The organism is Streptomyces sp. NPDC052299, from assembly GCF_040679335.1.
In the GTDB taxonomy this organism is placed as follows: domain Bacteria; phylum Actinomycetota; class Actinomycetes; order Streptomycetales; family Streptomycetaceae; genus Streptomyces.
This window is the reverse complement of sequence record NZ_JBFAUP010000002.1, coordinates 359,735-375,273: the sequence shown is the minus strand read 5'-3', so window position 1 is coordinate 375,273 and position 15,539 is coordinate 359,735. Positions and strand designations below refer to the sequence as shown.

General features: G+C 71.1%; 10 protein-coding genes. 5 read left to right on the top strand and 5 right to left on the bottom strand.

From position 1 onward, the window contains the following. Positions 1-191 precede the first annotated feature (191 nt). Positions 192-1,046, top strand: a complete 855-nt coding sequence (locus AB0L33_RS04890) for a hypothetical protein (protein ID WP_365677716.1) — start codon at positions 192-194, stop codon at positions 1,044-1,046. A gap of 122 nt (positions 1,047-1,168) precedes the next feature. On the opposite strand, the gene AB0L33_RS04885 is transcribed toward AB0L33_RS04890, so the two are convergent. Further along, positions 1,169-2,641 carry a hypothetical protein gene (locus tag AB0L33_RS04885; protein WP_365677715.1) on the bottom strand — a complete coding sequence of 491 codons (1,473 nt, stop codon included), beginning with the start codon at positions 2,639-2,641 and terminating at the stop codon, positions 1,169-1,171. A 424-nt stretch (positions 2,642-3,065) separates the two neighbouring features. Here AB0L33_RS04885 and AB0L33_RS04880 point away from each other — a divergent pair, with 424 nt between their 5' ends. After that, positions 3,066-3,629: a YcxB family protein gene (locus AB0L33_RS04880; RefSeq protein ID WP_365677714.1), complete on the top strand. Its 564-nt coding sequence runs from the start codon at positions 3,066-3,068 to the stop codon at positions 3,627-3,629. Between the two features lie 15 nt (positions 3,630-3,644). Here the strand turns inward: AB0L33_RS04880 and AB0L33_RS04875 are convergent, their stop codons facing one another. Then, the gene (locus AB0L33_RS04875) at positions 3,645-6,206 is read right to left on the bottom strand and encodes an MMPL family transporter (protein ID WP_365677713.1); all 2,562 of its coding nucleotides are present in this window, start codon (positions 6,204-6,206) and stop codon (positions 3,645-3,647) included. Positions 6,207-6,360: 154 nt separating this feature from the next. Here AB0L33_RS04875 and AB0L33_RS04870 point away from each other — a divergent pair, with 154 nt between their 5' ends. Next, complete coding sequence (locus tag AB0L33_RS04870) at positions 6,361-6,957, top strand: TetR/AcrR family transcriptional regulator (RefSeq protein ID WP_365677712.1); 597 nt, start codon at positions 6,361-6,363, stop codon at positions 6,955-6,957. 153 nt (positions 6,958-7,110) lie between these two features. On the opposite strand, the gene AB0L33_RS04865 is transcribed toward AB0L33_RS04870, so the two are convergent. Continuing rightward, positions 7,111-8,250, bottom strand: coding sequence for an FAD-dependent monooxygenase (locus tag AB0L33_RS04865; protein WP_365677711.1), 1,140 nt, complete (start codon positions 8,248-8,250; stop codon positions 7,111-7,113). Positions 8,251-8,444: 194 nt separating this feature from the next. Here AB0L33_RS04865 and AB0L33_RS04860 point away from each other — a divergent pair, with 194 nt between their 5' ends. Both AB0L33_RS04860 and AB0L33_RS04855 read left to right on the top strand, forming a co-directional pair. Then, on the top strand, positions 8,445-8,948 hold the full coding sequence (locus AB0L33_RS04860; protein ID WP_365677710.1) for a DUF1877 family protein: 504 nt from the start codon (positions 8,445-8,447) through the stop codon (positions 8,946-8,948). 433 nt (positions 8,949-9,381) lie between these two features. Then, positions 9,382-13,077: a S8 family serine peptidase gene (locus tag AB0L33_RS04855; protein WP_365677709.1), complete on the top strand. Its 3,696-nt coding sequence runs from the start codon at positions 9,382-9,384 to the stop codon at positions 13,075-13,077. A 37-nt stretch (positions 13,078-13,114) separates the two neighbouring features. Here the strand turns inward: AB0L33_RS04855 and AB0L33_RS04850 are convergent, their stop codons facing one another. Then, positions 13,115-14,062 carry a helix-turn-helix domain-containing protein gene (locus AB0L33_RS04850; RefSeq protein ID WP_365677708.1) on the bottom strand — a complete coding sequence of 316 codons (948 nt, stop codon included), beginning with the start codon at positions 14,060-14,062 and terminating at the stop codon, positions 13,115-13,117. A 148-nt stretch (positions 14,063-14,210) separates the two neighbouring features. After that, entirely contained in the window at positions 14,211-15,485 is a 1,275-nt protein-coding gene (locus AB0L33_RS04845) for an APC family permease (protein WP_365677707.1), read from the bottom strand. Between the last annotated feature and the right edge of the window lie 54 nt (positions 15,486-15,539).

Genomic DNA, 15,539 nt, shown 5'->3' with positions numbered 1-15,539 from the left:
GGGCGACGACGTGCCGCCGGTCGGCAACGCCACGAGCGGGAGGGAGCATTGCCCCAGCGGTCTCGGGTGGTGCCGGCGCACTATCGGCAATCGTCTGGTGCGGGGGCAGCGGTTGCCGTAGGGTGCCGACGATTCATGGGAGCGCTCCCATATGCCCCTGCGACCGCCTCGCCCCGATTGGAGAACTTCGCATGCGCCATCCCCTCCTCGCCGGCCGGCGGCTGCCCCGGCTGCTCGTCGCCGTCGCCTTGACCGGCTTCACGGTGATGGCCGCCACCGGCGGCGCCCCGGCCCACGACCGCCACAGCGGCCGGCCGACCGATGGCTGTGCCCCCGACACGGCGTTACTGTTCTGCGAGGACTTCGAGGGGCTGCCGCGCGGCGCGGGCACCAGCCTGCACTGGGGTGTGGACACCCGGAACGGCACGCTGTCCGTCGAACGCGAGCAGGGCCGCGGACACGGCGGGAAGCGCGGCGCGAACCAGGTGCTCCGGGTGCGCACCGAGGGCAACGGATACGCGTTCCTGGAGGTCGACGAGTTCTCCGCCCCGGACAACAGCTTCTTCGGCCGGATGCGGGTGAAGGTCGACGACTTCCCCACCGCTCCGGACTGGGCCCACTTCACCCTGGTGGAAGCCACCGGCCGGGGCGACGGCAGCGTGGTCCGCCCGATCGGCGGCCAGTACGTACCCACCGTCGGCGACGGGGAGCAGTTGTGGGGCATCGGCTCCGACGGAGGCCCCACGGGCGACTGGACCGACTGGCGCGAGTCCGCCCCGGCCGAACCGGGGAAGTGGACGTGCCTGGAATGGGAGGTGGACGCCTCGGACAACCGCGTGGCGGTATGGATCGACGGCGAGCCCCAGCCCGACATGACCGTCACCACCACCCGGCACGGAGGCAATCCGGTGGACTTCGTCCTCCCCTCCATCGACACCGTCCGCATCGGCTGGCAGCTCTACCAGGGCGATCCCACCCCTGACTCCTACGACCTGCGCCTGGACGACCTGGCCCTGTCAACGGAACGCGTCGGATGCGGCCGCTGACCGGCACCATGAGCCGGCGCCGGCTCAAGGCACGGGCCGATTGAGACTTACGCGCGCGGGGCAACGACGGCCAGTGCCACAGCGGCCCCGGCGGGCAGCGCGTGCAACCTGGCCAACACGCCCTAGGCGTGTACGCCCCCGTGCAGCACCGCGTCCCGCGCCGTGCGGGCGGCCTCCGACGCGGCGTCGTGGTCGAGGTGTTCGTTCATGACGACCGTGCCGAGACTGCCGTCGTCCGCCCAACTGCACGCCACATGTGCGCCGGGAGCCTCCGCGTCGTCCGCGTACGAGACGCAGCGGAGCCTGCCCCCGCCCGGACCGGCATCCGGCTGCCAGATCTCGTTGATGGTCGAGTCCGACTCCGACAGCCCCAACTCGTAGCTCTTCAGGGCCACGTCGGGGGTGCCCCGGAAGTCACCCGTCGCACCGAAGATGAGCGCGTCCGGGCCACTGCTGTTTTCCAGGACCGACAGGTCGCCGTAGAGGTAGGCGAACGCGCCCTCGACGTCCAGGGTCTCCGTCCACAGCGACGCGAGATCGGAGCCGACCCCGTCCACCACCGGCACGGCGGAGGCCAGCGGCTCGCCCCGGAACTCGTACGGCGGCGAGACCGTGTAGCGCGGGTAGTCCGTGGGCTCGGCCGGCACGGACCTGAGCGCCACCGGCGAGACGAGCGCGAACACCGCGAGGGTGAGCGCCGCACCCAGCACCGCGAAGTCACGCAGCCCCGGCGGGGGCGGCGAGGACAGCGGGCTCGCCGGTTCCAATGCGCCCGCCGGGAGCGGCAGAACGCGGTCCGCGGCACGGATGCGGGCGCCGCTCTCCAGCACGGTGAGCAGCCGGTACGGGACGAGGGCCAGTACGGCGCCGGCACCCGCCCAGACCGACCAGCGCGCCGACGCGTCGAGGACAAGCGTAAGGGCGCCCACCGCCAGGACGGCGAGGACGCTCAGATACGGCGCCCTGATCAGCCACAGGAGCAGCGGGCGACCGGGCCGGGTGAACGCGGTGAGCGTCTCGGCGCGGATGGCCAGGCGCAGGCTGTGCGGGTGCTGCCCCGCCTCTTCCTCGGCGAGTCGGGCCGCCTCGGCCAGGCCGGGGGCGGCGGCCAGGGCCTGGCGGACGTCGTGGCGCTGGGTGTGGGCGAGGGAGTGCCGGGGCGTCGCGCTCTGCGTCGTCCAGAGCGGAGCCGGGGCGCGGAGCTGCTGCGCCTCCGGCGAGCCGGGGGCCAGCTCCTCGATCCGCGCCACGAGCCGTGCGGCGCGAGCGGCGCGGCCGGGGCGCTCCAGTCCGTCGGCGGCCCTGCAGAGTTCGGCGTACGCGGCGAGCAGGACCAGGTTGTCGGGGAAGGCGTCGAGGCCCCGACGGTAGACGCGCTCGGCCTCGTCGTCGTGGTCGTCGTCGTCCTCGGCGACATGCGCCCGGCCCAGCAATGCGTACAGCTCCGGGTCGGGGCCGTACCTCTCCAGTGCGGAGGTGGCCCGCTCGCGTGCCTCGCCGTTGCGCTTCGCCGCGAGCGCGTCCCGTACGGCTTCCAGCGCGGCGGCGGCCTCCGGTGACCGCTGCGCCGCCTCCGGCTCTGCCGGCTGTGCCATGTCGGGCGTGTTCGTGTGCCCGGTGTCGTGCATGAAGATCCCCACCCTGTGAAGCGACCGGCGACGGCCGGACGCGTCACTATCGCGGGTGGCCGGGGCGCGGGTCAACGCCAGTTGGGTGACGATTGCGCAGGTCAGCCGGTCCGCACGACAAGGAGGACCGTGCCCTGGCCAGGGTGGCTCCTGATGGTGGCCCTCCGGGCCAGGCGCTGGACGAAGCGCACGAGGTGTGCGCTGAGTTGTCGTCCTGCTGACGCACGCTCCGTACCGGCTCATCGTGCACTAGCTGCCCACGCGTGCGTTGGGCAGGGACGACACCAACCGGCTGCGTGGCATACTCGACCGCCACCTGCCCCGCCGCGGCGGCCGTCCGCCCCGGCACTGAGGTTCGGCAGGGTCCGCGATCTTTGCAGGGGGTTTCGCCATGGCCGAGGGCCGCAGCGCCGAGGGCGTGCACAACGCGCGAACGTCTGACGATTCCGTGGACGAGCAGAGCGCGGTCGAGATGGTGTACCGCCCCCGGCCGGAGGACACACTGGTCGGCCTGCGGGTCCGAGGGCGGATCAAACGGACCGGGTTGCTGCTGCGGGGTGTGTTCCTCACCCTGTGGATCGGGCAGTGGTTGTTCTCCGTTGTGGGTCGTGGGAATTTCGACCTGGTCTCAACTGTTCTGTTCTTGCTCGTCGTTCTGATCGTGTGGGGGTACCCGCGCCTGCAGGCCGCCAGTGTGCAGCGGCTTGTCGGTTGGCAGGGCGAGTACCGCGCCACTGTTTCCCCGGCGGGGATCACCTGCCGGACCGACCACAGCACGCTGACCCTCAAGTGGTCCGTCTTCCAGGGCTACCGGGAGACTGTCGGCCACTTCGTCCTGCTGAGCCGGGACCCCAACATCATGTACCTCAGCGTCCTGCCCAAGCGGGGCCTGCATGAGGCCGAGAGCCTCGAACGGCTGCGGGCCGTCCTGGACCAGCACGTCACTCGCGTGTGAGCAACGCGCATCGAGTCACTCCGCGGGGTGCGGTTTCGGGGCTGGAGTCGGGCTCGCGTCCGCGGCCGCCTGAGGGAGGCGGCCCGTGCGGCGGGCCCAGATTTCGAACGCGACGGTCATGAACGGCGGTACGGCGGCCAGCAGGGCGAAGATCGTGGTCCGGCCCAGCCGCCACTTCAGGCGGATCGCGATCAGGACGGTCAGGGACACGTAGACGATGAAGGCGGCGCCGTGGAGGGCGCCGAAGATCCGTACGCCGAGCTCCGTGGTTTCGGGAACGTACTTGAGGTACATCCCGACCAGCAGACCTGCCCACGTGCACGCCTCGACGATAGCGATCCAGGTGAACGCGCGGAGCAGCCGGCTGGAGCCGGTCCCGGCGGCCCGTGCAGCCGGCGCCACGGCGGAAGGCGGTTCGGAGGTGGGCGTGAACGGAGTCTGCGGGGTCCCCGGGCGTGCGGGCCACAGGGCGCGGTTGCCGAGCAGGCGGACGAGGGCGGGGACCAGAAGCGGACGGATGAGGAAGGTGTCCAGCAGGATGCCGAAGGCCATGGCGAATCCGAACTGGAACAGTTCGCGGATCGGCTGGGTCATCAGGACGGCGAAGGTCGCCGCGAGGATGAGGCCCGCGGAGGAGACGACGCCGCCGGTGCGCGTCAGGGCGGCGGTGATCGCCTTCGCCGGGGGCCGGGTGCGCAGTTCCTGCTTGAACCGGCTCATGATGAAGATGTTGTAGTCGACGCCGAGCGCGACGAGGAAGACAAAGATGTACGCGGTCACGCGGTTGCCGATGCCGTCGTCACCGAGGACGGTCACGGTGAAGAAGGTGGTCGCGCCCAGGGTGGCCAGGAACGACAGGATCAGGGTCGCGACCAGGTAGAGCGGGGCAAGGAGCGAGCGGAGCAGCAGGACGAGGACCGCCGTGACGATGGCCAGGACCAGGAGCACGATGAAGGTCGTGTCGCGGTCGAGGGCGGAGCGGATGTCGGCGTTCTGCGCGGTCTCGCCGCCGATGAGCACCGTGGCGTCCCGCACTCCGGCGGTCCGGGCCGCGGATTGGGTGGCCTGCTTGAGGGGACCGATCGCGTCGAGTGCCTTCGAGCTGTACGGGTCGAGGTCGAGGACGACGTCGTAGAAGACGGTCCTGCCGTCCTCGCCCATGCGGGGCTCTGCGACACGGCTGACGTGAGCGGCGTCGGTGAGCGCGGTGGCGATGGCGGCGGGCGCGGGGCTGGAGCGCAGGTTGTCCCGGGAGCGGACGACGACGGTACTGGGTGCGATCTCGCCGGGCCCGAATTCCTCCTGGATGAGGTGCTGCCCCTGCTCGGACTCGGTGGCAGCGCGGAAGCCGCTGAGGGTGTTGAAGCTCTCCTGGTAGCCGAGCAGTCCCGCACTCAGCACCACGAGGAGTGCGATCACTGCCGAGGCCACCTTGACGGGAGCCCGTGCGATCAGGGCGGCGACGCGGTGCCAGATGCCTGCGCCGCGACTGCGTTCGGCGGCCTTGTCCACGCCCCCGGGCCAGAAGACGCCCCGGCCCAACAGGAGGACGAGGGCGGGGATGAAGGTGAACGCCACCAGCGCCATGACGGCCACGCCCAGAGCGAGATACGGTCCGAAGCCGTGGAGTGCCGGGGAGGCGGCCACGAGCAGGGCGAACATGGCCAGCACGATGGTTGAGGCGCTGGCGAGGACGGACTCGGCGGTGCGGCGCACGGCCGTCTGCATCGCGCGGGCGCGGTCCGGCTCGTCGAGCAGGGTCTCGCGGTAGCGGGCGGTGATGATCAGCGCGTAGTCCGTGCCCACCCCGAACAGCAGCACGGTCATGATCGAGGCGGTCTGGGAGCTGACCGTGATGACTCCGGCGTCCGCGAGAATCGCGCCGAGCGTCTCCGCCACGCGCATGGCCACGCCCACCGCGAGAAGCGGCACGAGTGCCATCAGGGGCGAGCGGTAGATCGCCAGCAGGATGATCAGGACGAGCACGATGGTGGCCAGCAGCAGGACCTTGTCACCGCCGCTGAAGACCTTCACGGTGTCGGTGGCGATCCCGGCGGGGCCGGTCACCGCGACGTCGGCGGGCCCGGCCCGGTCGGACGCGAGGTCACGCACCGCGTCGACCGCGGTCTGGAAGGACTCGTCCGAAGGGCTTCCCTTCATGGGCACGATGACCAACTGGGCGCCCCGGTCCCGCGAGACCAACTCGGCCGCGGCGTCGGGAGCGGTCACCGCGGAGACCACGCTCACGACGTGCTGAGGCCGGCTCGTTCCGGAAAGGGCCGAGGTGATGGCGGCGACCGCCCGCGTGGCGCTCGCCGCGGCGTCGGTGCCCCTGCCCCGGATCACGATGATCGCCGGCGTCGCGTCCTGGCCCGGAAGCTGGGCGCGGACGAGATCACGGGCCTTCATGGAGTCGGAGGCGGCGGGCGGCAGGTTGGCGGACGCGTTGTCCTCGACGGATTCCAGGGCCGGGGCGAGCCCGGCGAGGAGGCCCGCGATCAGGACCCAGAAGGCCACCACCACGGCGGCGCGCTTCTTCGATCCCAGGAGACATCGGAGCAGAGGGAGGGAGGTCATCGGTGGCATCGGACAGCCTTCGGCAGAAAACACGGACAGAACTTAGCGACAGGGTGTCTCTAAGTTTTGGCAAGCTAACATGCTCGCCCGGTCTCCCGGACGTGGGGGTAGGTTGGCGGGAGACGGCACAGCGTCCGAGGTGAAGCGAAGAAAAATGCCCAAGATCGAAGCCGGCAGCGTCCGGGAGCACCGGGCCCAGCGGCTCGCCCAGCTGATCGACGCGGCCGAGGAGCTCCTGAAGGAGGGCGGCGCCGAAGCCCTCACGGCCGGAGCCGTTGCCGCGCGAGCCGGGATCGCCCGCAACAGCATCTACCGCTACTTCAACTCCATCGACGACCTGCTCGAACTCGTCGTCACCCGTGAGTTCCCCGCTTGGATCGACGCGGTGGAGCAGGCCATCGCGGCCGAGACCACGCCCGCCGCCCAGGTCGCCGCCTATGTCAGGGCCAACCTCGAACAGGCCGCCCGCGGCACCCACGGCTGGCTGTCCGCACTCTCGCGCGACGCGCTCTCCCCGTCGGCGCGGGAGCGGGTGCGGAATCTGCACGTCTCACTGCATGAGGCGCTAGCCCGCGTCGTACGCGAACTGGGGCGGCCGCAGCCGGAGCTGATCGTGGCGGTGGTGCAGGCAGTCGTCGATGCGTGCATCCGCAGAATCGACGAGGGCGACGATCTGACGACCGTGTCCGACTTCGCGGCGGGAGCGATGCGTCGCCTGCTCGCGGACGACGACTTGCCGCAGCACCCGTGATACGTGGCGGCGCGGCGCCGCCCGTTCGGCTTCGGCCTCGACCCAGGCCTGCCCGTCGTCGTCCCGGAAATGCAGACAGCCTCTGCCGCACAGGGCTGTGTGCGATGTGGGCACCTGCCCCGTGGGGAGGCCAATGGGCTCGTGGCCGGGGGGTTACGGGGCCGCCGGCCCGGTGGTGAAGAACGCGGTCATCGCCTCCAGGCCCCGCGGGCCGAACGTCGTCTCCAGGCTCTGGGCGGAGTCGGCGGCTGAGGCTTCGCTGCGCGGGAAGAGGGCTTCCTCGTAGGCGTACAGAGCCGCCTCGGTGTCGCCGGGGTGGGCGGCAATGGCCGAGGCGAGATCGGCACCGTCGAACATGGCGAGGTTCGCGCCCTCGCCGGCGAAGGGCGACATCACGTGAGCGGCGTCGCCGAGCAGGGTCACGCCCGGCACCCGGTCCCAACGGTGGCCCACCGGCAGGGCATGGATACGGCGCGGGGTCATGGTGTCGGCATCGGCGATCAGACCGCGCAGGGTCTCCTCCCAGCCCTCGAAGCGGGCGAGCACGGCCTGCTTGGCGGCCGACAGGTCGGTGAAGTCGACCGTGTCCAGCCAGCCCTCGTCCGCTTTGAGGGCGGCGTAGACGTGGACGCTGCCGTCGGTCTCCTTGTGGGCGAGGAAGCCGCGCTCGTCGCCGAGGCAGAGGAAGAACCCGCCACCGACGACGGCCGCGCTGCGCGGGTGGCGGGTCTCGGCCTCCAGCAGGTCGCTCTCCACGAAGGAGATGCCGGTGTAGGCGGGCACGGCGTCGGAGAGCAGGGGACGTACACGTGACCAGGCGCCGTCGGCGCCGATGAGCAGGTCGGTGGTGAGGGCGGAGCCATCGGCGAAGGTCACTTCGTGGCGTCCGCCGCCCATAGCGCGGACGCCGGTGGCCTTCCTGCCCCAGTGGACCGTGCCGGCCGGGAGGGAGTCGAGGAGCAGGTCGCGCAGGTCCCCGCGGTCGACCTCGGGCCGGCCACCGGTGCCGTCGTCCTCTTCCGAGACGTGGACGGTGCCGTCGGGGCCGAGCAGGCGCATGGCCTGCCCGCCTTCGTGGATGATCTGGAGGAAGCCGTCGTAGAGGTCGGCGGCGTGCAGGGCCTTCTGGCCGTTCTCCTCATGGATGTCGAGCATGCCGCCCTGGGTACGGGCCTGCCGGGACGGCTCCAGTTCGAAGACGGCCGCCTCGATGCCGTGGACGTGGAGGACCCGGGCGGCGGTGAGGCCACCGAGACCTCCGCCGATGATCGCGATGGGGTGGTGCGTGCTCATGGGGCTCCTGGGGGTGGGAGGGTGCCGCGGCCGGCCTTGCCGCCCCGCCGTTCCACCGTAACGACATCCGCCGGACCTGCGACGGAACCGATGCGGGATTCGTTTCGGTGTTCTGCTGACGTGCTGACCCGCGTGCTGCCCTGTGGGGAGAAAATCGCTGCCCCGCTCGATCATTGCTGGTGATACTCCGATGCATGGCCTTGACCCAGCAACTCGCACGCGTGTCTCTCCAGTACCTCGACCGGTGTCGTGAAGCTGCCGCGTCCGCGCCGGACGGTGATCCTCACTGGGGCCCGCCTGGCGAAGACACCCTGGATCTGGGCTGGGCGGTCTGGGAACTGCTCAATTTCTACCGATGGGCGCAGCCGGATTCGCGGAATATCGGCATCCTTGAACGGAGCATCTGCGGAGATCTCAACACTCCGGTCGCCTTCCTCGACCATCCTGAGGTGTACGACGGTTTCGATGGCCCTCCCGCTCTGCTGGCCCCTGCGACCGTGACCGAGGTGGCTCGCGCGCTCGCAGCCATGGAGATCGACTCCTTGCTGGCGACACTTCCGGCCTACCGGGAAGTCGGGGGGTTCTCGGCGTTCGCTGGAGACCCAGGTACGTATCTTGCTGAGCACTTCGCACTGCTGCGGAGCTTCTACGGCATTGCCGGTCGGCAGGGCATGGCAGTGGTTGTCTGGGTTGACTGAACATCACCGGGAGCATCGGATTCCGAGCGCAGGTTTGTCCGAACTTGGAGTTGATTTACGGCTGTTGTTTGCCCCGGTTCTGGTCTGCCGTTCAGGTCAGCAATCGGCGGGTCGAGACGGGGGGTGCCAGGTAGCCGAGCAGGGCCTCCAGATGAGCCGTCGGGTTCTTGTGCCACCGAAGCCGGCGGAACTGCTCGATGGGCAGGTCGCGCCATCCGCCGGCGAGGGTAGCGGCCTCCGCGGGCGTGATCGTCAGTGCGGCAAGCGTGTCGGCCGCCGGCGCGTCGGGGCTCCAGTCGTGGTCCGTGCCGTCAGGGCTACTCGGATCGCGCCCGAGGCCGTGGGGATACCATTGCGTCCGGTTTTCGCCATGGCGGGAACTCGACAGTTTCCGTCGGTGCGCGAGATCCTCCGGACCGGATAGACCGTTCCCATGCGATCCATATCCAGACGCCGATACCTCCCCGCCGCCACCGCGCTCACCATGGCGCTCATCGGGTGGGGATCGGTCACCGCCCCGGCGGCCGACGCCGACCCGGGCTCCGGGAGCGGGGCCGGTGTACCGGTCGGCAAGTCCTACGACATCACGCTCGTCACGGGTGATCTCGTGCATTACACCGATCTGCCCGGCAGCCACGACGTCGTGACCGTGGACCCGAGCGGAGCCGAATCCGCCGGCGTCGAGGTGCAGACGCGCGGCGCCGACACGTACGTCATCCCGCTCCGGGCCATGTCGCTGCTCGCCGCCGGAAAGCTCGACGAGCGGCTGTTCAACGTCACCGGTCTGGTGGCGATGGGGTACGACGACGCGCACTCCGACACTCTCCCGGTGATCGCGACCGCCTCGGCCGACTCCCGTACGGCGAAGGCCGCGGCCCCCGCCGCGCCCGCCGGGGCCGAGTCGGTCCGGCGGCTTCCCTCGATCCACGCGAACGCGATGCGCGCCGACAAGAGCCGGGCCGCCTCGTTCTGGAAGGGCATCGCCGCCGGCTCCGATCCCAAGTCCCTGTCGGGCGGCATCGGCAAGCTGTGGCTCGACGGCAAGGTCGATGCCTCGCTCGCCACGGAGACCACGCAGATCAGGGCCACGGACGCCTGGCAACAGGGGCTGGACGGCAAGGGCGTCAAGGTCGCCGTACTCGACACGGGCGCCGACCTCGACCACCCGGACCTGGCCGGACAGGTCGAGGCCAGCGCGAGCTTCGTACCCGGCCAGAGCGTCGACGACGGCAACGGCCACGGCACGCACACCGCCTCCACCATCGCCGGTACCGGCGCCGCATCCGAGGGCAAGGAGAAGGGCGCGGCCCCGGGGGCGCAACTGCTCGTGGGCAAGGTGCTCGGCAACGAGGGCACCGGCGACGAGTCGTACTCGATCGCGGGCATGGAGTGGGCCAAGGCCCAGGGCGCGGACATCGTGTCGATGAGCCTCGGCTCCCCCGAGGGGTCCGACGGCACGGATCCGATGTCCCAGGCCGTCAACGAGCTCTCCGCGGACGGTGGTCCGCTGTTCGTCATCGCGGCGGGCAACGCGTACGACCCGGGCACCATCGGTGCCCCGGGCGCCGCGGCCTCCGCGCTGACGGTGGCCGCGGTCGACGGGAACGACGAGCGCGCACCCTTCTCGAGCCAGGGCCCGCTCACCGGTACGCACGGGCTCAAGCCGGACGTCTCCGCGCCCGGTGTGGACGTGACCGCCGCCGCCTCGCAGTCCGTGCCGGGATGGACGGGCGGTCCGTACCGGACGATGAGCGGGACGTCGATGGCGACCCCGCTCGTCGCCGCATCGGCCGCGATCCTCAAGCAACGGCACCCGGACTGGACGGGCGAACGCATCAAGAGCGCGCTGATGTCGACGTCCGACAAGACCGCTGAGACCCCCTACGAGGTGGGCACCGGCCGGGTGAACGTGGCCTCCGCCATCGGCTCCACCATCGAGGCCACGGGCTCCGTCGAGGCGGCCGCGTACGACTGGCCGAACGCCGACGCGAGGACGACGACCCGCACGGTCACCTACCGCAACGACGGTGACGCGGACGTCACGCTCGCCCTCGCCCTCGACACGGACGCCGACGCGTACACGCTGTCGCGGTCCTCGGTGACGGTCCCGGCCCACGCCACCACCGACGTGACCCTGACGCTCGACCCGTCCCGGGTTCCCGCGGGCACCACGTTCTCCGGCCATGTCGTCGCGACGGACACCGCCACCGGCAAGGCGGTCGCACACACCGGCTTCGCTCTCTTCAAGGAGGCGGAGAAATACGACTACACGATCAGGCTGAGGGGCCGGGACGGGAAGCCGCTGTCGGGCAACGTCGCGTTGCACACGGCGGACTCCTCCGACTCCATACTCATCGCCGTCGACGGCGAGAAGACGCTGCGGCTGCCACCCGGCCGCTACACCTCGACCGCCTACGTCGAAGTGCCCGGCGACACCGCCGACTCGCTCGGCCAGGCCCTGCTCATCTCCGACGAAGCAACGCTCGGCGCCGGCCACACCTCCGGCACGGCCGACCTGGACGCGACGAAGGTACGCAGGGCATACGCGGTCACCGAGGGGGAGAGCGAGGAGACGCAGGCCGTCTTCAACCTCCAGCGCACCTACGACGACGGCTCCGGTGTCAACTGGTCCACCTCCTGGCTGCTGGCCGGCAAGTACGACTCCCTGTACCTGGCACCGACACAGAAGGTGGCGCACGGTTCGCTGCGCGCGTTCCTGCACTGGCGGCTGCGGCAGAAGGCCCTCGACGCCGAGACCGGCACCGGGCGGAACATCGAGCTGACGGCACAGCCGGACACCACGTTCCACGACGGCCCGTCGACCCTGCGCACCGTCTACGCGGGCCGGGGCACGGCGTCCGACTACACGGGCCTCGACGCACGGGGCAAAGCCGTGATCGTCGACCTCGCCGACGACGTCACCGCGACGCAGCGCGCGCAGGCCGCCGCCGACGCGGGCGCGGCCATGCTGATCGTCGTCAACAACGCGCCGGGGCGCCTGTACCAGAGCTACACCGGAGCCGACGGGCTCACCGTCGCCTCCGTCCGGCGCGACGACGGCGCGCGTCTCGTCTCCGCGGCCAAGTCGGGCAGCGGCCGGTTGCATGTGAAGCAGCAGCAGTACCCGGACTACAGCTACGACCTGGTGCAACAGTTCAAGGACGTCATCCCTGACCGGTCCCTGGCGTACGAGCCGGACGACGGCGACCTCGCCCGCGTGAACAACAGCGTGTACGCCGCACCGGGCACTGTCGGCTACGGCGGGCGCTACTTCATCCCGGCGTGGGGTGCGGGCCTGGGCGGTGACGGCTACGAGAAGTGGTCGCGGGCGACGACGGAGTACGTCACCGGCGCCACCACCGCCGTCGGGTCCTGGTACGAGCAGCACACCGGACTCGGTGCGGCGGACGGCTACTTCGAGCGCGGCTCGAAGGACTCGTATGCCGGTGGCCGCCGCTATGACGCCGCCTGGTTCAAGCCGGTCCAGGCCGCGCGCCTGGGTGACACCTACGTCCCGTACCAGACGAGCAGCAACTCCCTGAACTGGAACGTCGCGATGTGGTCCGGCGCGGGCGACGAGAACCACGTCGGGGCCGGTGGTGGAAGCAAGCAGACCTCGCTCTATCGCGGCGACACGCGACTGGCCACGTTCAATGCCCAGTCGGGCCGTGCGTACAACCTGACGGCGGGGTCGTACCGGCTCGTGGCGACGGGACAGCGCACCACCGCCGCGTGGCCGGGCACCACGAGGACGAGCACCACGTGGGGCTTCGACTACAAGCCGCTGCCGACGGGGACGGCTCGTGCCGATGTGCCGATGCTGAATCTCACGTACGACGTCGGCACGGACGTACAGGGCACGGCGAGGGCAGGCAAGCGCCTCGATCTCGGACTGCGTTCGGCGACGTACGACGGAAGGACCGCGGCCACGTCGGCCACGTGCCAGGTCTCGTACGACGAAGGGGCGACCTGGCAGGACGCCGTGCTCAAGCGGACCGGCGACGGCCGCTGGGTGACGGTCCTGGACACGCCGCGTGCCGCGAAGTCGGTGTCGTTGCGGACGACGGCCCAAGGCCCGGGCGGGCTGACGGTCGAGCAGGACGTGATCCGGGCGGTCACCCTGAATTAAGCAGGGCCATGATCAGGGTGGGTGTGGCAGACGGCGGTCACACCCACCCGTGCTGCCCCGCGTACCAGCCCAGTTGGAGCCGCGAGGTCGCACCGGCGTGGGACATCATCAGCTGGATGCGGCGCTGCACCGTCCTCGCCGAAAGCCCCACCTGCGTGGCCACGGCCGTGTCCGTGAGCCCGGCGAGCAGCAGACGCAGAATGTGCACGTCGACGGGGTCGACACCGGCACCCGGCTCCCCCTGGTACGGGCTGCCGCGCTCCCACACCTGCTCGAACAGCTCCCGGGCCATATGGGTGAGCCCGCCGTGCAGAACGACCGCCGGGTCGACGTCGGCGTTCCGGCCGTGCAGGGGCAGCATCGCCACGGAGTCGTCGCAGAGGATCAGCTTGTACGGCACTTCGGTGACGGTCCGCACCTGGACCCCGTCGGCGAGGGACTGCGCGACGTTCTCCGCGGCACCCGGTTCGCGCATGAAGCCCTGGTCGATCACGGCGCGCACCCGCACGTCGCGGGCGATGGCGGTGACTTCCTCACTGTCCGCCGGGGTGACCGCCTGGGGCCTGCCCGCCGAGAAGATGTCGATGGTGTGGCGCGCGGACAACTGCAACTGGCGGTAGCGCGTAGCGATGGCCTCACCACCCTCGACGATCTCCACGAGTTCGCGCTGCGCACGGTCCGCGGTCGCCATGCGGTACGCCTCCGTGAGCCGCGCGACCGTCAGCTCGGCGCGCTGCAGCCGCTCGCGGTGCACCGCCAGCTCGGCCCCCAGGGCGACGGCCGGAGGCGCCGCGGCATAGCGATGGCCGTCGGCGGCACGGACAACAAGGCCCCTGGTCACGAGGGAACACAGGGCGGCCGCGGCCCGTTCGACGGACAGACCGGTCGCGGCACCGATCGCTTCCGCAGGGGCCGGCGGATGGGCGATCAGCATCTGGTAGACAACCGACTCCTCCGGCACGAGCCCGAGCTCGTCCAGTTCCACGCCACCCACCCCTTCCACGGTCCGGTGACACTTCGCGTCACCCCGTGGATGGTAAGCCCGGGCAGACCGGGCATCCGCAGCCGGTCGGGCAGGCGGCACTCCGTTGTCGGCCGGGGCGGGCGCCGGGAGCCAGCGGTGCGGTGCGTTCCTACCGGCGGTGGGTCATGAGACGGCGCGTTGCGTACGCGGCGGCTCCGACGAGGAGTACGGCGGCTCCGATGACGACGCAGGACAGCGGAAGGGCGAAGGCCAGGACGAGGCAGCCGGCCAGACCGGCTACGGGGATGATGCGGGCCGGGCGTCCTTCGGCCGGGGTCAGGGTCCAGGCCGAGGCGTTGGCGATGGCGTAGTAGGCCAGGACGCCGAAGGAGGAGAACCCGATCGCTCCGCGGACGTCCGTGGTGGCGGCCGCGATGGCGACGATGGCGCCGACGAGGAGTTCGGCGCGGTGGGGGACCTTGAACTCCGGGTGCACGGCTGCCAGGGCGTGGGGAAGGTGGTGGTCGCGGGCCATGGCCAGGGTGGTGCGGGAGACGCCGAGGATGAGGGCGAGCAGGGAGCCGAGGGCGGCGACGGCGGCGCCGACGCGTACGACAGGGACGAGCCAGCCGGCGTCGGCGGCGCGCGCGGCCTCCGTCAGCGGGGCCCCGGCGGCAGCGAGACCGTCCGGACCCAGGACGAGCAGGCCGGAGACGGCGACGACGGCGTAGACGACGAGGGTGACGCCGAGCGCGATCGGGATGGCGCGCGGGATGGTGCGGGCCGGGTCGCGGACCTCTTCGCCGAGGGTGGCGATGCGGGCGTAGCCGGCGAACGCGAAGAACAGCAGTCCGGCCGCCTGGAGTACCCCGCCCGCCGTCGCGTCCGCACCGATGTCCAGGCGCGCCGCGTCCACGGCGCCGGAGGTCAGGGAGGTGGCCACGAGTGCGACGAGGACCGCGAGGACGACGGCCACGATGACGCGGGTGAGCAGGGCGGACTTCTGGACGCCGGTGTAGTTGACGGCGGTCAGGGCCACCACGGCGGCAACCGCGACCACGTGGGCCTGGCCGGGCCAGAGGTAGGTGCCCACGGTCAGGGCCATGGCCGCGCAGGAGGCGGTCTTGCCCACTACGAACGCCCAGCCGGCGAGGTAGCCCCAGAACTCGCCCAGGCGCTCCCGCCCGTAGACGTAGGTGCCGCCCGAGGCCGGGTAGAGGGCGGCGAGCCGGGCGGAGGACGTGGCGTTGCAGTAGGCGACAACCGCGGCCAGGGTCAGGCCGAGCAGCAGGCCGGAGCCCGCGGCGCGAGCGGCCGGTGCCAGGGCGGCGAAGATCCCGGCGCCGATCATCGATCCGAGACCGATCGTCACCGCGTCCGGTACGCCCAGGCGCCGCTGAAGTTCGTCCGGCAGCCCGGCTGCGGGTGGGGGCGTACTGCTCACGGTGCTCTCCTTGCCGGATGCGCTCGCGGACAGGTTCCACGGTGCGCGGGCACG